This window comes from Aminiphilus sp. (assembly GCF_029975095.1).
GTDB lineage: Bacteria > Synergistota > Synergistia > Synergistales > Aminiphilaceae > Aminiphilus.
Genome location: NZ_JARKPW010000010.1, coordinates 1 through 21,855 on the forward strand (window position 1 = coordinate 1; position 21,855 = coordinate 21,855).

At 63.0% G+C, this 21,855-nt stretch carries 23 protein-coding genes and 1 tRNA gene; 17 read left to right on the forward strand and 7 right to left on the reverse strand.

The window, feature by feature from the left end:
- From Q1K49_RS00560 to Q1K49_RS00630, 15 genes are all read left to right on the forward strand, one after another.
- Nucleotides 1–189, forward strand: a 189-nt coding sequence (locus Q1K49_RS00560) for a PhoU domain-containing protein (protein WP_300521544.1), incomplete at its 5' end; no start/stop codon positions are given.
- Nucleotides 189–1,022 carry an undecaprenyl-diphosphate phosphatase gene (locus tag Q1K49_RS00565; protein WP_300521546.1) on the forward strand — a complete coding sequence of 278 codons (834 nt, stop codon included), beginning with the start codon at nt 189–191 and terminating at the stop codon, nt 1,020–1,022. The genes Q1K49_RS00560 and Q1K49_RS00565, both read left to right, overlap by 1 nt.
- 6 nt (nt 1,023–1,028) lie before the next feature.
- Nucleotides 1,029–1,268, forward strand: coding sequence for a hypothetical protein (locus Q1K49_RS00570; protein WP_300521548.1), 240 nt, complete (start codon nt 1,029–1,031; stop codon nt 1,266–1,268).
- Nucleotides 1,253–1,879, forward strand: coding sequence for a Maf family protein (locus Q1K49_RS00575; RefSeq protein WP_300521550.1), 627 nt, complete (start codon nt 1,253–1,255; stop codon nt 1,877–1,879). Before Q1K49_RS00570 ends, Q1K49_RS00575 begins: the two co-directional genes overlap by 16 nt.
- Nucleotides 1,876–3,855, forward strand: a complete 1,980-nt coding sequence (locus Q1K49_RS00580; RefSeq protein ID WP_300521553.1) for a DUF5693 family protein — start codon at nt 1,876–1,878, stop codon at nt 3,853–3,855. Before Q1K49_RS00575 ends, Q1K49_RS00580 begins: the two co-directional genes overlap by 4 nt.
- 23 nt (nt 3,856–3,878) lie before the next feature.
- Nucleotides 3,879–4,931: a polysaccharide pyruvyl transferase CsaB gene (gene csaB / locus Q1K49_RS00585; protein WP_300521555.1), complete on the forward strand. Its 1,053-nt coding sequence runs from the start codon at nt 3,879–3,881 to the stop codon at nt 4,929–4,931.
- Nucleotides 4,924–5,952, forward strand: coding sequence for a transketolase (locus Q1K49_RS00590; protein WP_300521557.1), 1,029 nt, complete (start codon nt 4,924–4,926; stop codon nt 5,950–5,952). Before csaB ends, Q1K49_RS00590 begins: the two co-directional genes overlap by 8 nt.
- On the forward strand, nt 5,949–6,923 hold the full coding sequence (locus Q1K49_RS00595) for a transketolase C-terminal domain-containing protein (RefSeq protein ID WP_300521558.1): 975 nt from the start codon (nt 5,949–5,951) through the stop codon (nt 6,921–6,923). The genes Q1K49_RS00590 and Q1K49_RS00595 overlap by 4 nt, the downstream gene beginning before the upstream one ends.
- Entirely contained in the window at nt 6,923–7,618 is a 696-nt protein-coding gene (locus tag Q1K49_RS00600) for an ATP-binding cassette domain-containing protein (protein ID WP_300521560.1), read from the forward strand. The genes Q1K49_RS00595 and Q1K49_RS00600 overlap by 1 nt, the downstream gene beginning before the upstream one ends.
- On the forward strand, nt 7,605–8,489 hold the full coding sequence (locus tag Q1K49_RS00605) for a permease-like cell division protein FtsX (RefSeq protein WP_300521562.1): 885 nt from the start codon (nt 7,605–7,607) through the stop codon (nt 8,487–8,489). Before Q1K49_RS00600 ends, Q1K49_RS00605 begins: the two co-directional genes overlap by 14 nt.
- A gap of 51 nt (nt 8,490–8,540) precedes the next feature.
- Nucleotides 8,541–9,851, forward strand: a complete 1,311-nt coding sequence (locus Q1K49_RS00610; RefSeq protein WP_300521563.1) for a peptidoglycan DD-metalloendopeptidase family protein — start codon at nt 8,541–8,543, stop codon at nt 9,849–9,851.
- Between the two features lie 170 nt (nt 9,852–10,021).
- Nucleotides 10,022–11,206 (forward strand): S41 family peptidase, encoded by a 1,185-nt coding sequence (locus tag Q1K49_RS00615; protein ID WP_300521566.1) that lies wholly within the window; start codon nt 10,022–10,024, stop codon nt 11,204–11,206.
- A gap of 112 nt (nt 11,207–11,318) precedes the next feature.
- Nucleotides 11,319–12,392, forward strand: a complete 1,074-nt coding sequence (locus tag Q1K49_RS00620; protein ID WP_300521569.1) for a divergent polysaccharide deacetylase family protein — start codon at nt 11,319–11,321, stop codon at nt 12,390–12,392.
- Nucleotides 12,393–12,549: 157 nt separating this feature from the next.
- Entirely contained in the window at nt 12,550–13,836 is a 1,287-nt protein-coding gene (locus Q1K49_RS00625) for an adenylosuccinate synthase (protein WP_300521571.1), read from the forward strand.
- Between the two features lie 24 nt (nt 13,837–13,860).
- Entirely contained in the window at nt 13,861–14,436 is a 576-nt protein-coding gene (locus tag Q1K49_RS00630) for a GNAT family N-acetyltransferase (protein ID WP_300521574.1), read from the forward strand.
- Between the two features lie 1,452 nt (nt 14,437–15,888).
- Here Q1K49_RS00630 and Q1K49_RS00635 read toward each other — a convergent pair.
- The 3 genes from Q1K49_RS00635 to Q1K49_RS00645 all read right to left on the reverse strand — a co-directional run bounded on the left by Q1K49_RS00635 (nt 15,889) and on the right by Q1K49_RS00645 (nt 16,784).
- The gene (locus Q1K49_RS00635; RefSeq protein WP_025745501.1) at nt 15,889–16,287 is read right to left on the reverse strand and encodes a type II toxin-antitoxin system HicB family antitoxin; all 399 of its coding nucleotides are present in this window, start codon (nt 16,285–16,287) and stop codon (nt 15,889–15,891) included.
- Nucleotides 16,288–16,316: 29 nt separating this feature from the next.
- Entirely contained in the window at nt 16,317–16,499 is a 183-nt protein-coding gene (locus Q1K49_RS00640) for a type II toxin-antitoxin system HicA family toxin (RefSeq protein WP_300521578.1), read from the reverse strand.
- Between the two features lie 210 nt (nt 16,500–16,709).
- Nucleotides 16,710–16,784 (reverse strand) — tRNA-Val (locus Q1K49_RS00645).
- Between the two features lie 366 nt (nt 16,785–17,150).
- On the opposite strand from Q1K49_RS00645, the gene Q1K49_RS00650 reads away from it, so the two are divergent.
- Nucleotides 17,151–17,576 (forward strand): hypothetical protein, encoded by a 426-nt coding sequence (locus tag Q1K49_RS00650; RefSeq protein WP_300521581.1) that lies wholly within the window; start codon nt 17,151–17,153, stop codon nt 17,574–17,576.
- Nucleotides 17,577–17,751: 175 nt separating this feature from the next.
- Nucleotides 17,752–19,377 carry a carbon starvation protein A gene (locus Q1K49_RS00655; protein WP_300521596.1) on the forward strand — a complete coding sequence of 542 codons (1,626 nt, stop codon included), beginning with the start codon at nt 17,752–17,754 and terminating at the stop codon, nt 19,375–19,377.
- A gap of 300 nt (nt 19,378–19,677) precedes the next feature.
- On the opposite strand, the gene Q1K49_RS00660 is transcribed toward Q1K49_RS00655, so the two are convergent.
- The 4 genes from Q1K49_RS00660 to Q1K49_RS00675 all read right to left on the reverse strand — a co-directional run.
- Nucleotides 19,678–19,842: a hydrogenase expression protein HypA/HybF gene (locus tag Q1K49_RS00660; RefSeq protein WP_029165832.1), complete on the reverse strand. Its 165-nt coding sequence runs from the start codon at nt 19,840–19,842 to the stop codon at nt 19,678–19,680.
- Nucleotides 19,843–19,955: 113 nt separating this feature from the next.
- Complete coding sequence (locus Q1K49_RS00665; RefSeq protein WP_300521587.1) at nt 19,956–20,660, reverse strand: DUF554 domain-containing protein; 705 nt, start codon at nt 20,658–20,660, stop codon at nt 19,956–19,958.
- A gap of 200 nt (nt 20,661–20,860) precedes the next feature.
- On the reverse strand, nt 20,861–21,547 hold the full coding sequence (locus Q1K49_RS00670) for an aromatic aminobenezylarsenical efflux permease ArsG family transporter (RefSeq protein WP_300521590.1): 687 nt from the start codon (nt 21,545–21,547) through the stop codon (nt 20,861–20,863).
- On the reverse strand, nt 21,544–21,855 hold a 312-nt coding region (locus Q1K49_RS00675), incomplete at its 5' end, for a nitrophenyl compound nitroreductase subunit ArsF family protein (protein WP_300521593.1). The genes Q1K49_RS00670 and Q1K49_RS00675, both read right to left, overlap by 4 nt.

Genomic DNA, 21,855 nt, shown 5'->3' on the forward strand with positions numbered 1-21,855 from the left:
GACGCCATGGAGAAGCGCCTGCGGAAACGCCACATCCAGCGCCTCAATGAAGGGGTCTGTTCTCCCGACGCGGGGGTGGTCTTCATCGACATCCTGAGTAATCTGGAGCGCATCGGCGATCACGCCCACAACCTGGCCTTCATCTCCCTCGACATGGCGAAGATCCGCCAGAAGGAGGCTGCGTCCTGATGTGGCACGAGATCCTTCTTGGTCTGCTCCAGGGTGTGACGGAATTCCTTCCCGTGAGCAGCTCCGCCCACCTGGTGCTCGCCCAGGCCGCCCTCGGCTGGCGGGAGCCCTCGCTCTCCTTCGATCTGCTGCTGCACGTGGCGACCATGGCGGCGACGCTCCTCTTTTTCCGGAAAGAACTTTGCGCCGTCGCGGCGGACTGGTTCGGAGGATGGTTCTCGCCGTCCCGGCGGGAGCGTCCCGGCTGGCGCTATGGATGGGCGGTGCTTGCGGGAACGCTGGTCACGGTGGCTGTGGCGCTTCCCCTCAAAAGCACGGTGGAGCGTCTTTTCGCCTCACCCCTTGTCGTGGGGTGCGCCCTTCTGGTCACTGCGTCGCTCCTGGAATTCGGAACGAGGCGGAGGCCCTCCGGGGAGACCGGCCCGGAGGGTGCGACGCCCCGGAGGGCCTCCGTCGGCGTCGGGCTTTGGGTCGGATTCGTGCAGGGGCTGGCCGCCGTGCCGGGAATTTCCAGATCGGGTTCCACCATCGTGGCGGGGCAGGCTCTGGGGCTCTCCCGGGAGGAGGCGTTCCGCTTCTCCTTTCTGCTTTCTTTGCCCGCCATCGCCGGAGCGGCACTGCTCCAGGTGCGCGATCTGGGCGGAATGACGGCGTTTCTGGCGGATCTTCCCGAGGGGTGGCTGCCCGGGGCTCTTGTGGCCTTCGTCTCGGGCTACGCGGCGCTCGTGGTGCTCCGGCGGGTGGTTCTGGCGGGGCGACTTCGCTGGTTCGCTCTCTACTGTGCGCTTCTCGGAAGCGTTGCGGTGGCGCTTTCTCTCGTGGGGAGGCTGTGAAGTGCCATGGCGGCGACGCGGCGTACCTGGGGTCTGTTGCTTCTGGCGGCTATTCTCGGAACGGTGCTCGGAATCTTCTGTCAGCGGATTTCCCTCCTGGCTCCGTATTTCCGCACCCTTGCCGCTCCCGGGCTGCATGTGGAGACGGTGGATCTGATCTTCGTCACCTTCGGGTTCAAGTTTTTTTTTCAGGTCAATCTGGGAACGCTTCTGGGAGGAATGGTGGGATTGTGGCTGGTCCGGTGAGAAAATTGGTGCTGGCCTCGGCGAGCCCCCGCCGGAGGGCGTTGCTCGGGGAACTCGGCTGGAGCTTCGAGGTTCGAGTCGCCGAAGTGGATGAGACGCCCCGGAATGGTGAGACGCCGGGAGCCATGGCGCTCCGTCTGGCGTCGGCCAAGGCGAAGGCCGTGGCCGACCGGATGCGTCGGGAAGGGGAGTGTGCCGGGGCGGTGTTCCTCGGGGCCGACACGGTGGTGGTGCTCGGGGAGGCGGTGCTCGGCAAGCCCCGGGATCGGGACGACGCACGGCGTATGCTGCGGACGCTTGCGGGAAGGGAGCACACGGTCCTCACCGCCATCGCCCTCGTCGGGGAGGAGTGCGAACGTTCCGCTCTGGAGTCCACGCAGGTGACCTTCCGCCCCCTGGACGACGCGGCGGTGGACGCCTATGTCGCCACCGGAGAGGGAGACGACAAGGCCGGCGCCTATGCGATCCAGGGACATGGCGCGTTGCTCGTGGAGCGCATTTCTGGATGTTATTTCAACGTGGTGGGTCTTCCGCTCCACCGCCTCAGCGTCCTTCTTGACGAGTGCGGATGGAACCTGTCCCAGCAATGGAGAATGGAGGCAATGCCGTGAATCGACGCATACTCTTCTTTCTCGCCGTCGGTCTGGCCTTCTCCCTCGCCTTCCAGGGGCTCATTCCCCGGTGGAGCGCGGAGATGGGGCGCCGGAAAGTGGGCATTCTCGCGGAATATCGCGACATGAAGGCCATGAGCCTCGAACAGCATCTTCCTTTCGAAGCGGCGCTGGCCCGGCTCCAGGTGGTGGGGTTCACGGGGTTCCTCGTGGGAGAGTTCACCGGCGAGGAACTCGCCCAGGGACCGCTTCCTCTTTGGTACGGTCCCCTGGCCCAGCTTCCGCCCGAAGTCCGTGCGGCGGCGCTTTCTTCAGGGCTTCCCGAGGACGCGGCACCGGGGGGTGCCGAGGCACCCGCTCCGGTTTCTCTGGAATCCCTGCCCTCCGACAGGGGAACGCTCTGGATTCCTTTGGGCGAGGAGGATCTGGCCGAGGAGGCCGAACAGTTCGCCCGCCTGAAGTTCCCGGAGCTCGTCTCGGTGCGGAACGCGGCGGGGCGCATCCTCGTTCTGCCCCAGTCTTTCGCGGACCTCTTCGCCGCGGGGGTTCTCCCCGACCTGGAGGGGCTCGCAAAAACACGCCGCCTGGCCGTGCCGGTGGTCTATCGTCCCGCCATGGCGCCGGGTGTTCTTGCCGAGAACGTGGCCGCCCTGGCCCGGGGCGTGGTGGAGGCGAACGCCCAGATCCGCTGCATCGCTCCCTCGGGGGCCGTCGTTGCGGGCTATCCAGACCTGCTGCCCCTGGCGGCGCTGCTGAAGGAGAAGGAACTCGCCGCCGCCCAGGTGGAGTTTTCCCGGCAGCTCGGTGGTGCGGCGCTGGACTGGCATGTCTTTCCGGATCTCCTGCCGCTGCATAGCGTCACCCAGGACGAGGTACTGAGCAAGCGCGTATCCCGGGGGGTCATGGTGGAGCGCATGCTCCGCGCAGCAAAGGAGCGGTCGGTGCGTCTTCTTCTACTGCGTCCCTATCTCCTCGAATCGGGGGAGCGCTTTCTGAAATTCGAGGACGACGTGCGCCGCATCGCTGAGGGACTCAGGAACGGCGGCTACGAGACGGGGTGGCCCGTCACCTACGGCCGGTGGGGGCAGTCCCTCCTCGCCGCCGTCGCCTGTGCGCTCCTCCTCGTCTTCTGCGGCATGAACTATCTCTGGCGCCTGCGCCGCTCCGAGGAGAGCGTGCTCAGCCCCTTCGGCTTCGTGGTGCTCCTTCTGCTCGCCGGCGGCCTCGGCGCGGCGGCGTGGAAGGTTCCCCTTCTGGCGAAGATGCTCGGGGCGCTTTGTGCGGTCGCAGTGGTCACCGACGCCACCCTCTTCGCGCTGGACGGCTGGCGGAAGCCTCATCTGGGGATCGTCCAGGCGGTCTTCGTGCTCGTCTCGGGAGGGCTGTCCATCGCGGCCTTCTACGGCGTTCCGCTCTACATGCTCCGCCTTCTCACCTTCTCGGGGGTCAAGGCCACTCTGCTGCTCCCCCCCGCGCTGATTCTCTTTCACGATCTGAAGCGGCGCGAGCATCCGGAGTCGCTGGGAGAGGTGCTGGGGCGCCCCTCCCGGTGGGGTGAGCTGGCGCTCATCGGCTTCATGCTCCTGGGCGCGGCGTTTCTGGCTCTCCGGAGTGACAACGTGAACCTCGTTCCCGGCTGGGAGGTGACGCTCCGGGATGCTCTGGAGCGACTTCTTGTGGCCCGTCCCCGAAACAAAGAACTCTTTATCGGCTATCCCGCACTGGTGCTCTGGTATGTGGTGCGGCGCATGGACATCTGGCCCGACTACCGCGAGGCGCTACGTCTCGCCTCGGTGTTCGCCTTCTCCTCGGCGCTGAACAGTTTCTGCCATTTCCACACGCCGATCTTCTTCACCCTCTGGCGAGTGGGGAACGGTCTCTGGGCAGGGCTTCTCCTCGGTGCGGTCCTTGCGGCACTGTTCCGCTGGGTGGCCTTTCCCCTGTGGCGGCACGCCCGGGGGGCCTTCTTCGAGTGACCTCGCAGGAGGAACGGAGCGCCATGACGGACGGCGGGGAGCACGCGCCGCGGAAGAGAACGAGGTCGCGCCGCCGGTTCGATGTCGCCCTGGCGGGCTACTACGGCTTCGGCAATCTCGGGGACGAGCTGCTCGCGGCGGCGTTGATCCGGAGTCTGGAGCTTCTCGGCATCTCCCGGGAGCGGATGGTGCTTCTTTCCGCGGATCCCTCCCGGAGCACGGAGGAGTTCGGCGTGGCCTGCGTGCAGCGGTGGAACCTCGCCACCCTGTGGAAGACCTTCCGGGAGAGCGAGACGCTTCTTTTGGGCGGCGGGGGGTTGTTTCAGGATGCCACGAGCTTCCGCTCCTGTCTCTATTATTGGACGGTGGTGCGCCTGGCCGCACGGGTGGGGTGTCGCCCCTGGGCGTTCGGACAGTCCGTCGGTCCCTTCAGAAGGTCCGCCGCAGCGAGGCTGACCGAAAACGCGCTCCGTCTCTGCGCCTATCGGGGCATTCGGGACGAGCCCTCCCTGAAGTTGCTCCGTGCGTGGAACCTTGAGGGAACGCTCGTGCCCGATCCGGTGCTCTCCCTCGACGTGCGGAAATGCCCCGGCGAGGAGGCGCTCCTGGTGAATCTCCGCCCCTGGAAGGACGAACTTCCCCTGCGCGCCGCCCGGGCCTGCGCCGAGCTGGCCCGGGCCTATTCGCTCCCCGTGGTGGGCGTGGCCCTCGCCAGGGAGGATGAGGAACTGCTCGCCTCCTTCACGACCCAGGGGATCCTTCCCTGTCGCCACATCCTGCGGGTGCGCTCCCTGGGCGATGCCTCCGGAGCCTGGTGCGCCGGGCGCTTTGCCGTGGGGATGCGCCTGCATTTCGTGATGCTCTCGGCCATGTTCTGCCGGGCCGTCACGGCCATTCCCTACGACCCCAAAGTGGAGGCCTTTGCCCGGAGCCGGGACATGGCCTGCTGGTACGGGGAAGGAAAAATACCGTTTCCCGAGCCCTGCCGTTGTGGTACAAAGAGCGGAGCCGCGGAAGTGGCGGAACGCCTTGAAGAAGCGTGGAACCTGTTGGGGGTGGAGTCCGGCGATGGATGACCGATGTAGACATTTCCTGGAGGAAACGGCTCTGGAGATCCGCAAGGATGTGGTGCGCATGATTTCCCTCGCGAGAAGCGAGCAGTCTGCCCTGGCCCTCTCCCTTGTGGACGTTCTGGTGTACCTCTATTGGAAGGTGCTTCGCACGTTTCCGACGGATCCCGGAAATCCGCTTCGAGATCGGTTCGTCCTGAGCGACGGTCTCGGCGGGCCCGCCCTCTATGCGGTGCTTGCGGCAAAGGGATTTTTCTCCCGGGACGAACTGTGGAGCTTCTCCCGCCTGGGAGCAGTGCTCCAGGGAATGCCTTTCCCGGGAAGGACTCCCGGGGTGGACGCCCCCGGCGGTCCTCCCGGCCAGGGGTTGGGAATCGCCCTCGGCATGGTCATGGCCCTCGGGAAGCGGCGGTGCGACGGCGCCTTTTCCGCCTCCGGAATGTCCGGAGAGGAGACCGCTTCGTATGTGCCGGCGGTGTTCTGCTGCATGAATCTGGAGGAGCTGCGGGAAGGATGTGTCTGGGATGCGGCCCGCGTCGCCGCCCGGGACGATGCTCTGGGCGGTCTCCGGGTGGTCGTGAACTGTCCCGGCTGGAACGGGAAGACCGAACCGTGCAGGGATGAAGAGATGGAGCGGCTTGCGTCGCGTTTTCGCGACCTGGGCTGGAAAGCCGCTGTCGGAGACGGGCACGACTTCGCCTCCGTCGAAGAGGGATTTGCGGCGCTTTCCACTCCGGAACGAAAAGACGGGACGGCCGTTTCTTCCGTGCGAGGTGCATCCTGCGGCGTTCCGGGAGTGCTGTTTCTCCGGACCCGTTACGGGAAGGGCGTTTCCGCCGAGGAAAACCGGGATGTCGCTTCGGAGGGGCGGCCGGTCTTCTCCCGCCCCCGCCTCGACAGTGCTCTGCGGGAGCTGGAAAGAAGAGGCGGCGGAAGCGGAACCACCCCGCAGGAGGAGAGCGCCTCGGAAGATGCGTCGTTCCGCACGGACGTTTTCCACTCCTCCGGGAAGGAGGAGTTCCTGTGAGGCATCCTGAAATGAAAGGTCCTGGAGATCCCGGGGGCCTTCTCGACGGACTCGCGGAGCGGGTGGAGCGCCTGCTTGTGGTGGACGGAACGTTTCCGCTGCTCTCCCCCTGGAACGGTGCCCTTGCGGCCTTCGCGGAAGCTCACCCTGATGCCTACGTTTCTCTGGACGCCTCGGAGGCGACGGTGGTGCTCGCCGCTGCGGGCTTCGCCCTGGAGGGATTCCGGGTTCTTTTGGGGCCCGGCATGCCCCTGCTCCTGTCCCGGGCCTACGACCAGATCCGCAACGCCCTGGCCGTTCCGTCCCTGCCGGTGGTGCTTCTCGGCACGGCACCGGGGCTTTTTCGGGGGGAGTGCGGCGCGGTCTTCCAACTGGTGGAGGACCTTGCCCTCGCGAGGAGCATCCCCGGCATGACCGTTCTCGTTCCCTCGGACGAGCGCCTCTTCGGAGACCTGCTCGCAGAGGCGCTCCGCATGCCCGGTCCCGTCTACCTGCGGTGCGACGTTTCCTCCCGGAGCGTGACGGACCGGGAGGAACACCGTTCCTCCGGCCCTCTCCCGATCGGGGGCGGACGGCTTCTTCGCGAGGGGACGGATGTGACGGTCTGTTGCTGTGGTATGATGGTCTTCGAGGCTCTCGAAGCGGCGGATGTGCTCGCCAAGCAGGGGGTCCAGGCGGAAGTGGTGGAGTGCTACAGCGTCAAGCCCCTTCCCGAACAGATCCTCCTCGCCTCGGTGCGTCGCACCGGAGCCTGTGTGGTCGCGGAGGAGCACAGCCGGCACGGAGGCCTCGCCAGCGCCGTGGCGGAGGTGCTCTGCGAGAAATACCCCGTTCCGCTCCGTCGGGTCGGGATGGACGATGTCTTCGGCCAGAGCGGAAGCGCTCGGGAGTTGCACGAATATTACGCATTGACCCATCAGCAGATCGTCGGTGCCGCGGCGCAGGTGTGGGCTTTGCGGAGGAGAAGCTGATGGATGTTCGCATTTCGGGAGTGACGAAACTGTACGAGCCCGACATCCGGGCCCTGGAGGACGTGTATCTCACGGTCCCGAAGGGGGAGTTCCTCTACCTTGTGGGGCAGACGGGATCGGGAAAGACGACACTCCTTCGTCTCATCACGCGGGAAGTCATGCCTACCAAAGGACAGATCGCGGTGGGGGAATACAACCTCAGGAAGATGAGCGCCTTCGATCTGGCCCTCTACCGGCGGGATCTGGGGGTGATCTTCCAGGACTTCAAACTCCTGCCGCATCTCACGGCCATGGAAAACGTGGCCTTCGTGCTTGATGTGATCGGCGTTCCTCCCGCAGAGGTGAAGGAACGGCCGGGAGAGGTGCTGGAGCGAGTCGGCATGTGGCGCCGCCGTTTTCTTCGCCCTCCGCAGCTCTCCGGAGGTGAACAGCAGCGCATCGCCATCGCAAGGGCCGTCGTGAACGCCCCGAGTCTTCTCGTGGCGGACGAGCCCACGGGAAACCTCGATACGCATACCGCGGAAGAGATCATGCAACTCCTGCTCTCCATCAATGCCTCGGGAACGACGGTCCTCATGGCGACGCACAACCAGTTTCTCGTCGATGCCTATCGGCAGCGGGTGTTGGAACTGCACATGGGACGGGTGGTCCGGGACGAGAAGCGGGGGAGGTACGAACTGGATGGGGACTTTTAGGTACGTTCTTCGCGACACGAACAGACTGCTCTTCCGTCACTGGGGGCTCTCGCTGCTCACGCTCTTCACCGCCGTGGCGGTGTTTTTTCTCGTCGGCAGCAGCGCACTGTTCATGCTGAACACCCGCTATCTCGTGGCGAGAGTGGAGAGCGAGCTTCTCGTGCAGGCCTACGTCAAGAACGAGGCGCAGCTCCAGGCCGTGGCCGACAAGGCCCACAAGATTCCCGGAGTCGCCTCCGTCCGGTGGGTCACCACGGCGGAAGCCATGGAACGACTCAAGACGCGTCTCAAGGGACATGCCCAGGCGCTCACCATCCTGGGGGAGAATCCCCTTCCGCCGAGCCTGGAGATCGGGCTCGCCCGGGCGGTTCTGGCACCTTCCGTGGCCCGGGAACTCCTCGCCATGCCCGAAGTGGATGACGTGATCTACGCGGGAGGTCTGGCGGACAAGCTCGCCCGGGTCTCCCGGTTCGCAACGCGGTTCTCCATGTTCGTCCTCGTCATCGCCGTTACGGCGAGCGCCCTGGTGCTCTTCAACACCATCCGCATCTCCATCTACTCCAGGCGGGACGAGATCGGGGTGATGCTCCTCGTGGGGGCCACGCCCACCTTCGTGGCGCTGCCCTTCGTTCTCCAGGGCATGCTCCTCGGCATGGGGGGCGCCCTCGGAGCGTCGCTGCTCATCGGAGGAGGCTACGAGGCCCTCGTGCGGGGAGTGGAGGCCACGCTTCCCTTCGTGCAGCTCTTTCGGGACCCCTCCATGCTTCTCCGGCTGGGGCTCATCCTCCTCGGAGGCGGCATCACGGTGGGATGGATCAGCAGTTGGATGGCCGTGGAGCGCTTCATCCGCCGGGCGCTTCGGCCGATGTAGTAGAGTAGGGGCGGCGAAGGTGAAGATCCGAGGCGGGAGGATGGTGAGGGCGTGCGGAAAACCCTGATCCCTTCCGATGGAAGGACGATGAACTCCCCAAGGTGTTCCGGGGGGAGCTTGCCCGGCCCCGGAGAGGTGCCCTGCGGCATCCGTTGTGCGGTGGCTTTCCTGGCGTTTCTGCTTCTCTTTCTGTCCCTGCCTGGAAATTCCTGCTTTGCCGAGACGGAGTCTCTCGCAGAACTGGAGCGGCGAATCGGCGTTGAGGAGAAGCGCCTCGAAATCATCCAGAGGCAGCTCGATTTCCACCAGCGTAAGATCAAGGAGACCGCGGGAAAGGAACGGGATCTTCTGGCGGAGCTCGGCAAGCTCACCGAGGACATCGGGGTGGCCCAGCAGAAGCTCTCCGTCCTGCAGCTCAAGCAGAACCGGGTCCAGGAACGGCTTAACCAGTTGAACACCCAGATCGAGGAGACCATTGCCCGTCTCGAAACGATCCGGAGATTGCTTCGGGAGCGCGTCGTGGCGCTCTACAAGTACGGAGGCATGGTGGAGCTGGATCTGCTCTTCGCCGCGTCCTCAACCCACGAGGCCATGACGACCGCCTATCTGCTGAACCGAATGACCGAGGAGGACAAACGCCTCTTTGAAGAGGCGGCGGCCCGCAAGAAACTTCTCGATACATCCCGGGAGGAAGTGCTCCGTCAGAAGGAGATCCTCACCGCCCAGCGGGCTGCGGCGGAACAGGAGCGAAAACGCCTTGCCGCGGCGGTGAAGAAACGGAACGGATTTCTTCAGGAGGTTCGCACCTCCCGGGGGTCGCTCGAAGCCGCGGCGAAGGAATTGGCCCGGGAGCAGCAGGAGATCGAGCAGGTCATCCGGAAACTTCTCGTGGAGCGCCAGCGCCTGGCGGAAAAAAAGCGACGGGAAGAGGCGGAGAGAACGGGGCGAACGGATACGCTCCTCGTGCGTCCGTCGGGGCCGCTTTCCTGGCCGCATCGGGGGCAGATCACCAGCCCCTTCGGAATTCGGCAGCATCCCATCTTCCGGACGCGCATCATGCACACCGGCATCGACATCGACGGACGGGACGGAGATCCCGTGCAGGCCGCCGCCGCGGGAGAAGTCCTCTACGCGGGGTGGCTCAAGGGATACGGCCAGGTGATCATCCTGGACCACGGCGGTGAACTCTCCACGGTGTACGCGCACCTTTCCCGGATGCACGTGGAGGAGGGAGCGCGGGTGACCAAGGGACAGGTGATCGGCCGCGTGGGCAGCACGGGCGTCGCCACGGGGAGTCATCTTCACTTCGAGGTTCGCGTGAACGGCGAAGCGAAGGATCCCATGCGCTATCTGGGGCGGTGACGCGGCGTTCTCAGGAGGCTCGTCGTCTCCCGGGAGGGGCGCCAAGAAAGAGCGACGCGGCGGAAAAAAGAGGCGACCGAGGGCGAAGACATGCCGGCGGCGTGGACGCGGAGAGTGCGCGACGTTCCGGCTGCGTCATGAAAAATTTTGCGAAGGTGAGAGTGGCGAACATGTGGAAGCGGATGCGGGATCTGCTCGGGGGTTTCGTGCTCGGCGGAGTGCTGGTGGGAGCCCTCATGGGAGCCTCCGCCCAGAATATGGACCTGACCCAGATGGTCCCCTTCAGGGCGCAGTCCCTGTGGTTGATGAAGCAGGCCCGGGCGATTCTCGAGACCTATCAGGTGGATGGGGAAACGCCCGTGTCGGAGGATGTCCTCGTCCAGGGCGCCATCAAGGGCATGGTCGCCGCCTGGGGAGATCCCTATACCCGGTACGTTGACCCCAAGCAGCTCAAGGAAGAGGAAATCGAAATGGAGGGGGAGTACGGCGGTCTCGGCATCTACATCGGGCAGCGGGACGGCCGGACTCTCGTCATCAGCCCCATCGAGGGAACGCCCGCGGACCGGGTGGGCCTGAAGCCCAAGGACGAGATCGTCAAGATCGGCGACGAGGTCATCATGGGGTGGGATCAGGACCAGGTGGTGAAGAACCTTCGGGGTGCGCCGAATACTCCCGTCACGGTATGGATCCGCCGGGAGGGGGAGGATCAGCTCCTCCGGTTCGACATCGTGCGGGAGATCATCAAGATCAAGTCCGTCCGTTCGGAGATCCTCTCGGATGACCTTTCCTACATACGTCTGGTGCATTTCAACCAGAAGACCGCGGAGGAACTGCGGAGCGCTCTCGAACAGGCCCGGCAGAGCAAGGCGCGCGGCATCGTCCTGGATCTCCGGAACAACCCCGGAGGGCTTCTCCATACGGCGGTGGAGGTGGCGGACATGTTCCTCGACGGCGGTCTGGTGGTGGGCATGAAAGGACGTGTCTCGCGCGCCAACGACGAGCTGTTCGCCCGTTCGGGCGTGCGTACTCGACTGCCTCTGGTAGTGCTCATCAACGAAGGGAGTGCCAGCGCCTCGGAGATCGTGGCGGGAGCCCTCAAGGACCGGGGACGGGCCAAAGTGGTGGGGCAGAAGAGCTTCGGAAAGGGGTCGGTGCAGACGCTCTTTCCCCTTCCCGACGGTTCCGGTGTGTACGTCACCATCGCCCGTTACTACAACCCCTCGGGACGCGTCATCGACCACGTGGGGCTCGAACCGGACATCCTGGTGGAAGGCGAAATGGATCGGGATCACGACAAGGACGAACAGCTCAAACGCGCCGTGGAGGAACTGAAAACGCTCCTGCCCGCGCGCTGATCGCAAGAGAAATGGACGGAATTCCACCGGAGGCGAAGGTTCCTCCCACCGGAGTGCCTTTTGCGGATGGTGGAGTTCCGCAGTTCTGACGGATGACGAAAGAAGCGAAACGATGAGAAGACGACGGCATTCCGGAGTTCTTTCGGGCGGACGGACGGGCAATATGCGGCTCGCGTGGCTCGGGGTGCTCTTTATTTTTGCGCTTGGACTGGGATTTCTCGGTGCGGCCTGGTTTTCGGGGCGATTTCCCCGGGAGGAGCGGTTCCCGCAGCAGGGACCGCCGCCTCTCGCGGAGCCGGTCCGCGTGTCGCCGACCCCTTTCGTCGTCGTGTCCGGGGACGGAAAGGGTGCCGTTTCACCGGCGGCGCCTGTGCCGACACTCCAGGCGCAGACCGACGGATCCCTCACCTCCGAACCCGAGGACAGCCGCTACGCGCCCGTCGTGGAGGACATGCCCGACGGCGTGCTCGTCGTTCCCGGCAAGAAACCCATGGTGGGCATCGTCGTGGACGACTTCGGCTACAACGGTGCCATGGCCCGGGAGTTCGCGGAGCTGGAGATTCCGCTCACCTGGTCCATCATTCCCGGGGCGGGCGGGACGGAAAAAGCGCGAAAGATCGCGGACGAAAAGGAAATCCCCTACATGATCCACCTGCCCATGCAGGCCGTGACGGACGTCAAGGGATCCCGGCTCTACAAGGAGAGCTGGATCGTGGAGGGAATGACTCCCGAGGAGATCCGGAGTGCCGTGCTGCGTTCTCTGGAGGAGCTTCCCGACGCAGTGGCCCTCAACAATCACCGCGGATCTCTCTCCACCGCCTCCGCAGAACTTATGGGGCCGCTCATGGACACGTTGCGGGAGAAGGGGATTCCCTTCGTGGACAGCCGAACCATCGGCAACTCCGTCGCCTTTGCCACGGCCCGCGCTCGCGGTCTTCCTGCTCTGTACAACAGCATTTTTCTCGATCATCAGGTGGACGACGCATTCATGCGCAAGCAGATGAGTAAAGCCGTCGCCCTCGCCGAGAAGCGCGGATGGGTGATCGTCATCTGTCACGTTCGTCCCCACACCCTGACCTACCTGAAGAGCCTGGCTCTCGAGAAATTCGACACCGTGGAGTTCGTCACGATTCCGAAGCTGTTCGGCGCAGTGCGACCCCGAGGGAAGGCCGGTGCGGTGGAATAGCGCAGGAGCGCCGTATCGTTGTGTTTCCCGAAGCCAAAGGGTACAATCAGATGTCGTTTCCGGAACGACATAGGGAATGCCTCCGCGTGTCGGAGATGTGTTTCCCCCCATGCGGGCCGTCCGGCGGTTCGCGAGGAAATCCGAGGAGGAATGGAACATGCCTGGAAAAGCGGAAGTCATCATTGGTGCCCAGTGGGGCGACGAGGGAAAGGGGCGCGTGGTGGACGCCCTGGCGGATCGGGTGGATTTGGTAGTCCGCTATCAGGGAGGAGCCAACGCGGGCCATACGGTCATCGTCGGAAAGGACAAATACATCTTCCACCTTCTTCCGTCGGGCATGCTCTACACGGGCAAGACCTGCGTGATCGGCAACGGCGTCGTGGTCGATCCGGAACAGCTTCTGACGGAGCTCAAGGACCTGCAGGACAAGGGTAAGGACCGGGCGCGTCTCGTGGTGAGCGGTGCCGCCCACGTGGTCATGCCCTATCACAAGGTGCTCGACGAGGCGGAGGAACGTCTCCGGGGAAAAGGGCGCAAGATCGGCACCACCCACCGGGGCATCGGTCCCTGTTACGCCGACAAGGTCAACCGTATCGGCATCCGCGTGGAGGATCTCCTTGATCCGGAGGTGCTCCGGATGAAACTGCGCCAGAACCTCGAACTGAAGAACCTCTACCTGTCCAGAGTCTGCGGCGTCGATCCGCTCCCCTTCGACGACCTCTTTCACACTGCCCTCGACTGGGGGAAGTCCATCGCCCCCTACGTGGGCGATGCGTCCAGAGTCGTCAACGAGGCGCTGGACGCGGGAAAGGGCGTGCTCTTCGAGGGTGCCCAGGGGACCCTCCTCGACATGGACCACGGGACCTATCCCTACGTGACCGCCTCCACCCCCGTGTCCGCCGGTGCCTGCACGGGAAGCGGCGTCAGCCCCACTCGGATCGACAGAGTTCTCGGTGTCGTCAAGGCCTACTGTACCCGCGTGGGCGAGGGACCCTTTCCCACGGAGGACAAGGGAGAGCTCGGTGAACGTCTCCGGGAAAAGGGCGGTGAGTACGGTGCCACCACGGGACGTCCGCGCCGTTGCGGATGGCTCGATCTCGTGGCCCTGCGCTATGCGGCGCGTGTGAACGGCCTCACGGGCATGGCCCTCACCAAGCTCGACGTCCTCACCGGGCTCGACGAAATTCAGGTCGCCGTCGGATACGAGCTGGACGGCGAGGTTACGGAGCACTTCCCCGGGGGCGGCCATCGTCTCGACAGGGTTGTGCCCGTCTACCGTTCCCTGCCGGGATGGAAAGAGGAGATCGGCGGATGCCGGAAGGTGGAGGACCTTCCCGAGAACGCCAGGAACTACGTGCGCTTCCTGGAGGACTTCTCCGGCGTGAAGGCGCTGCTCATCGGCGTCGGTCCCGCCCGGGAGGAGACCATCCTCCAGGGGCTCTAGCCCCGGAAAGGACGAAGGCCGCGCATGTCCTTCCGGGCGGCCCGAAAGGGACCGCGGGTGGACGGACACTGCGGCGGAGAGATTTCCATGTATCTGGGAAACCTGATGTTTCTCGGAGAACAAGACATCGAGGCCATCGTGAGAGTGGAAACGGCGTGTTTCTCCTCTCCGTGGCCTCGTTCCATTTTTGTCATGGATCTGGGAAACTCCCCCTCGCGCCGTCTCCTCGGAGAGCCCAAGGGAGCGGTCTATGTGGGCATCTTCTCCAGGGAGACGCTCTGGGGATACGGTGCCTGTCGTTGGGGGAAACAGGTACTTTCCGTCATGCGCCTCGCTGTTCTGCCCGAAGCCAGGCGCTGCGGCTTCGCCTCGCAGCTCCTCCTCGCCATGTGCGTTCTCGGCGAGGAAGCGGAGTGTCGGAGAGTCCGCCTGGAGGTCCGGGAGTCGAACGACGGTGCCCGCGCCTTCTACCGACTCTGGGGGTTTTCCGCCACGGACCGGCAGAAAGGGTATTATGCCGAATCCGGCGAGGATGCCCTCGTTCTCGAAGCGACCCTTCCCCTCGTGCTCTCGGACGAGGAAGACGCTTCCCTTCCGTGAACACAAGGGGGTCGTGACTTCCTTGCGGTCCGTGCTTTCCCCTCCTCTTCGCGCGATGGACGCAGTCGGAGGAGGGGCGCGGCAGCCGCCCGGACAGCTGCAGGAACCCGGAAGAAACAGCAGTTCATGCTCCCTGGGCTGGCGCACGAACGGGCGCGATTCTCTTTCTGTTGAGGAATCTCTGAAGAAGACTGCGTCAGCCCCGTAGGGCGTCTTGCAGATTCTGATGCGATCCGAGTCAAGGGAAAACGAGAGGCCTTTATTCAGATCTTCCTTAAAGAAACGAAGCGGAGCGGAGAGACGAAACTTTGGGGACCTCTGAATAAGGCTACGTCAGCCCCGCAGGGCGCCTCGCAGAGCCTGATGCGACCCGAGTTCAAGGGCAAGCGAAAGATCTTTATTCAGAGCTTCCTTTGTTTTGATATCCGGCGAGGAAAGGAGGTGAACCGGTGGGCGAAGGAACTGTCCTCGTTCCCCTGCGGTCCGAAACGTACCGCTTCGGCAAGGGAGAGCGTGAGCCGTTCCGAACGGAATCACGACGCGACCGGGGGGAGCGCGGTCGGCCGTTTCTGGTCCGGAGACATCCTCTCCCGCCGGAGACGGCGACACACGAGTTTTCTTGCGTCGGAGCCGGCAACGTTTTCGTATGTCGGGAACGACAGGGGAACCCCCCGGAAGAGGAGTCCTTCCGGGAGGGACACGCCTTTGTCCATCGCGTCCCGTGCGAAAAAAATATCTCTTGTTGGGCGTGGGGTTTTTGGGGTGCGCCATCGTGCTGACATCCCTGGAATGGGAGCCCGAGACGATTCTGCACCTTGCGACAGGATTTGTTCTGGGCCTGTTGGTCTGGGGCGTCGCGTCGCTTGCGGCGAAGGGGAAGGAGTGAGAGGGACCCGCGACCTCTCGCGGCGTTCGGACCGACGCCGGGGGAGCGGGAAGGTTTTTGCGTGACCGACGCCCCCGTTTCGAATCCGTACTCTTGCGCCGATATCCTCCGGTCGGATGCGTGAGACGTCTCTTCAGGCAGAGGGCGGAATTTGTTACGGAACTCTTGTTTGCGACGGGGGGAGAGTCTTGTGGAGAAGGAGTTGACGACTCACGAAGCTGCTGTCATTGCAGGAATTAGTGCTTCTCTGATCCGCCGATGGTGCAGGCAGGGGAAGATCTCTGACGCCAGGCTCGAGGGTACGGGAAACCGCGCCGTGTGGTACGTGCCGGAGTCGTGGGCGCGGGAGTTCGAGAGGACGAAACATCAGAAATGAAGGACTCCATGCGAAGGCCGAAAAAGAAAAAGGGTTCCCGGCCGGAAGCTTTGCTTGACGCACGGAAAACTGCCTCAAGGCCATGATGTCACCTGCGTTCGTACAATTTCTTTTGGCAGGAACTCCCTGAGGAGGCCATTGATGTTCTCGTTGCTTCCCCGTTCCCAGGGGGCTTACCGTTCGTGGGTCGTCACACTCCCAGCTTCTCCCGGAGGGCTTCCTGAAGGGTGCTGGAGAAGTTGATCTTGTGTTCCACGGCCATCTCGTTGAGCCATGCCGGGAGGGTAACGTTCTTGCTGACGGATTTTTTCGCTTCCTCTTTGCGGAGAACGTCCATGCGCACGTCGATCAGGACGGCGACTTCGTCTTTTTCCGGTCGCAGTTTGTTGATCGGAGTGGGGGCCGGGATAGGGTCGTTGTCTTCTTCCATGCAGAGCAAATGTCCTCCCAAAGCATCCTTGGCGCTGGCGATGGCGTCGACGTAGTCCTTTCCAAAGGTATTGCAGCCCGGAAGATCGGGAAAGCGAACACAGACATGTGTTCCATCCTCGGAGAGCAGTGCGGGGTATATGCGGACATCCTTTTTCATCCCGGTTCGTCTCCTTTTCGCAGGCGGGGCTATTTCAGCCCCGCCTGTTTCATGATGTTGCCGAAGGTTTTCGGCGGAACGTCTTTTTGAGGGTGTTTGACCGTGATCTTTCCGGGTTTTGTCGGATGCTTGAAATGATGGTGGCTCCCGATCGTTTTTATCCAGTACCAGCCATCCTTTTCGAGAATCTTGATTATCTCGCTGGATTTCATGGTCTTCCCCCTGACCTCCGTAGCATAATGCGCATTATTATGCGCGTCAAGTTTTTGTGGATGAAGGTTTTTTCGAGCAGAGGATTTTCAGTGCTGCAACGGACACGACACATTCCTCTTTCCTCATGCTGAAATGTCCTTGAGGGGGGAGAAAAGCAAAGACTCCTTCCCCGCGCCGAAAGGCGAAAAGAAGGAGCCTGTCATTGCAAATGGTGGGCGACACAGGGCTCGAACCTGTGACCTCTTCCGTGTGAAGGAAGCGCTCTTCCGCTGAGCTAGTCGCCCTCGAACGACGGCCATTATAGCGGGCTTTTTTCTTCTTTGCAAGCGTCAGTCACCCCCGCGTATGTTCGAACGGCGGAGGCCGTCGTGTGCGAAAAAACCGGCGGCGGGGGAGATGTGGGGAGAGTGTCTTCGGCGATGTTTGCGCCGAGGCTTGCAGTATCTTGTGCGACGACGGTGGAATCGCGGGGGTAACGTACAATATCTTTCGCAAAATTTGAGAGGAGCAGGTCTTGCCAAAACAAGACGAAAGCGGGAGCTTTTTCGCGGAAAGAGGTGGCTGTGTCCTAGTCGAAAAGGATTAAAAAGAGTAGAATATTTGCGGGTTCGTTTTTGATCTGCAAAGAGGCTCAACGGAGGAGGAACAGCGTGTCTTATTCCATGCTGGAAGAGATTCCGGAATTCTGGAGCGGATTTGGGTTCGAGCCTTGGCAGTGGAACGGGATGAAGGGCGTGGCCCGATCCATGACATTCCGAAAGGGATCGTTCATCGGAGAGGTGGCTTCCTACGAGGCGCGCGACCGTATTGTCTGGCAGCATACGGGAGGCGCGCACGTGGAGATGCTGCTTCGCGACACGGAACCCGTCCGGGATGTGATGACCCAGCGCTTTCTCCTCATCGGCGAGGAAGAGGACGCGAAACCGCGTCTTCGTGCGTTCCGTTGGGGGTTTTGCGGTTTTGTGGAGGTGTTCCGGTACCGTTTCGGCGGCCGGGGACACAAGAAGTTCAAGGATCTGGTGGCGCTTTCCGAGGCGGCTCTCGCCTATGCCCGGAAAAAGCCGTTTTCCGCCTGAGGAGAAAGAGAGACGGACGCGAAAGCGGTGTGCGTGCGGACATGAACGTCTGGAGGTGATGCGTGCGCAGAGGTCGGAGTTAAACTGATTCAAAGAGGCAGGATTGGGAAAAACGCAGTGTGTGTACATCTGATTCGTTTTCATAGTTTTTGGGGGGTGAAAGACCTTGTTGTCCATGATGTTCATCGGTGCTGCGGTATTTTTCATCATCGCCTATGTGGTGTACGGCAAATTCCTGACCAACGTCTTCAATTTGAACAACGACAACAAAACGCCCGCAGAGGTCTATTTCGACGGTGTGGACTATGTTCCCGCCCATCCGGCGGTTCTTCTGGGACACCACTTCGCCTCCATCGCCGGAGCGGGGCCCATCGTGGGGCCCATCACGGCGGCGGCCATGTTCGGATGGCTTCCCGCCTACATCTGGTGCCTCGTCGGTTCCGCCTTCATCGGCGGTGTGCACGACATGGGAGCCCTCGTCGCCTCTATCCGGCACAAGGGGCTCTCCGTGGGCGAAGTGGTGGAACGGTGGATCGGTCACAGAGGAAAGAAACTCTTCCTTACCTTCACTTGGCTGGCCCTCGTCCTCGTGGTGGCGGTCTTCATGGAACTCGCCGCCCAGACCTTCGCCGCGGATCCCGCCGTGGCCTTTTCCGGAACGCTCTACATCTTCATGGCCCTCATTTTCGGCGTACTCATCTACCGAATGGGGCTCTCCCTCTTCATCAGCACCCTCGTCATGGTTCCCATCGTCATCGGGGCTGTCTTCTACGCGGACAGCGTTGAATGGGTGCCCCAGTTCTTTGCCTTCGGCAGGGACCTCTCCACGCCCGAGGGCAAGGCATCTCTGGTCAACCTGTGGCGGGTGGCTCTCACCGTGTACATCTTCGCCGCTTCAGTCCTTCCCGTGTGGCTCCTGCTCCAGCCCCGGGACTACCTGGCGTCCTACCTGCTCTACTTCTCCGTCGCCATCGGCGCCATCGGCATGATCTTCGGGAAGCAGTTCGACGTCTCCTCCTTCCCGGCGTTCACGGGGTTCACCTCGGCCAAGGGGGACTTCATCTGGCCCATTCTCTTCATCACCGTGGCATGCGGCGCCATCTCGGGATTCCACTCCCTGGTGGGCAGTGGCACCACGGCGAAGCAGATCCGGCGTGAGAAGGACGCGGTGCTCGTGGGGTACGGCGCCATGCTCATCGAGGGCATCGTGGCGGTCATCGCTATCGGAACGGTCATGATGGCGGGCAAGATCCTCGAAGGCGGCCCCAACATGACCTACGGGAAGGGGCTCGGCCAGTTTGCCTCGCTCGTGGGGATCGACCCCAAGGTCGGTGCCTCCCTGGGGCTTCTGGCACTGAACTCCTTCATCCTCACCTCGCTTGACACGGCGACGCGTCTTGCCCGGTACCAGTTGCAGGAGTTCACGGACATGAAGCTCGACCGGTACACCGCCACCGCAATCGGTGTCGGCGCGGCGCTCTTCCTCGTGTTCTACAAGACCGGGGGCAAGGCGGCGTGGCAGCTCATCTGGCCCGTCTTCGGCGCGTCCAATCAGCTCGTGGCGGCCCTCGCCCTCCTCGCTCTCGGCGTGTGGCTGAAGCGAGGCCTGAAAAAACCCAATGGATTCGTCATGGTGCCCATGTTCTTCATGTTCGTCACCACCATAGCGGCGCTGGTGCTCCTCATCAAGGCGAACCTGGCGAACCACCTGCTGGCGGGCATTTCGATCCTGCTGCTCGTTCTCGCGCTCCTGATGGCGAGGGAGGGGTTCGGCGCCCTGCAGAAGGGACCCGAAAAGTAGCGCTTTTGCCGAAAAGAGCGTGTTTCGGAGCGCAAGGCCAAGGGGCCGTGGTTCTCGTCTTCCGCTTGGCAAATGCGCCCGGAACCGCCCTGGCGGAGGGACGGGACGTCCGGAGCATGACGGACGGAGCCTCCGCCGGAAGCCTGATGTTTCGCGTCGAAGCCAGGACAGTGGAAAACATGCAGAAGAGGGGGAGCCGCACGGCTCCCCCTCTTCTGCATGTCTCTTCGGTCGCTGTCTTCAATGTGTCGCTCTTTTCGCGCTGCCGTTCGGATTCGGCGGTATGTGGAGGAAGGCGCCCTACTTGACGCTGTAGGATTTGCTTCCCCACTGTTTCCCCTTGAGAGGCGTTCCCGACACGAGTTCCACAAAACGGCTCAGGCATTTGGGGCACTTGAGTCCCGTCGGTTTTTTGTCCTCCACGTCGAACTGGTGGCCACAGGAAATACACCGGAACGTCCGCATACCGCACGTCACCTCCCCGCGTTACAGAATCGTCTTTCCGCAAAAATTATAGCTTTCCCGGGAGGCAAAGAAAAGCCCCCGTCGCCCGCCGATGCGCTTTGAAACGTCTGCGATCAGAGAAAAAGCAGGCCGAGAAGCAGGGCGAGGAGGAGCGAGGGGAGCATGTTCACCACCCGGATCGCCTTGATCTCCAGGATGGAGATACCGAGCCCGAGCAGCAGCAGGCCTCCCACGGCACTTACCTCGTTGATGAGAGGTTCCGAGAGGGTCGACTGGAGTGCACCTGCGAAGAGCGTGAGCGCTCCCTGGTAGAGAAAAAGGGGCACGCTCGCCAGGAGGACGCCCGCGCCGAGAGAAGCGGCGAGAGCGATGGAGGCGATGCCGTCCAGCAGGGATTTGGCCATGAGGAGGTTCGGAAATCCCCCGAGTCCTTCTTCGATGGCGCCGAGAATTGCCATGGAGCCCGTGCAGAAGAGGAGCGACGTGGTGACGAATCCCTCGACGAACTTGTCGTCCCGGGAACCGATGCGGCGTTTCACTCCCTCGGCGAGACGGTGGAGCACGCCGTCCAGGTCGCAGAGTTCGCCCAGCAGGGAGCCGCCCACGATGCTGAAGATGAGAATGAGGAAGTTCTGTGTTTTAGTGGCCATGTGGATGCCCAGGAAGAGCGTGAAGAGTCCGATGGCCTGAAAGGTGATGGTGCTGAAACGTTCGGGGAGTCTGGAATGGGCCGAAAGGCCGAGAAGGCCGCCGAGAAGGACGGCGAGTGCGTTCGTGAGGCTTCCCAAGGCTGGAATGTGTTCCAGAAATGCGGTCATGAAGAAATCCTCCCCGGAGTGAATGGATGGCGCGCCCTCGCCTCTTCCCCCGGAGAGTACCCTGCGGAGAGGTTTTTCTCTGGGCGGAAAGAGCACGGAAGCGCCGCGAACGCTGATGAGTATAGCCCGGAATGTCCCTTTTGGAGAAGGGCGGAAAATTCCGGAAGGAAAGAGTCCCCCCGCTTTGTCGGGAAAAAGGATCAGAGGAGGGGGAAGACGTGGCGGAAGATGAGATAGGTGCCAAGGAGGAGGAAAATGCCTCCCGTGACGACCCGGGAGAGCTTTTCCACCGAGGAGAAGGTGAGGAGGAGCGTTGCGGCGGAGTGAATGCCCTTGCCGAGCAGGGCCGCTGCGGCGATGACGGGAAGCCCCGTGCCGACACCGTAGAAGAGGGGCAGGAGAAACGGCGAGGAATGCTCCACCGCCAGAGGGACGAGGGCGCCGAAGAAAAGCGCCGCTGCCACGGGGCAGAGGGCCAGGCCGAAGAGGACTCCCAGCAGAAAAGCGCCTCCCGCGTTCCGGGAAAAACGGAGGGATTCCGTTTTGCCGGACCAGGGAAACGAAAGAGGGACGAGGTCGAGAAGAAACACGCCGACGATGAGCAGGAGTGGTCCCGCGAGCTTGTTCATGGAGCGCTGGAGCAGCCCGGAAAGGCCGGGAACTGCCAGGATGCCCGTGACGACCGCCACGCCGAGGAAAACCGTCACGGCGGTTCTGCCCGCCACGTAGGCTGCGCCGGAGACGAACATGTCCCGTTTCGTGCGCTGTACTCCCCCTTGGACGAGATAGGCCACGGCGGCCACGTTCGTCGCAAGCGGGCAGGGGCTGATCGAGGTGAGAATGCCCAGCCACAGGGCGCCCCCCAGGGCGAGAAGGAAGGGCGTCATGACCCGTTCCCCCGTCGGAGCATGGTATCGAGTTCATCCTGCAGGTAGGTCCGAAATGCGGCAGGGTCGGAGGCCAGTTCCCACACTGCGGAGAGGTTTTTCCACTCCGTGAGGGCTCCCGAGGCGTCGTACCGGGCGAGCACGAGCGAGGTGGTGAAGATCTGGAACGTCTCGATGAAGCAGCCGTTTTCCTGCTCCTCCACATTGACGTCCCGGAAGAGCAGCTCTCCTTTTCCGAGGCGGGAGGCGTAGTCGCCGGTCACGATTTCCAGCGCGAGACGCTTGATCTCCTCGCAGGTGGGACAGTG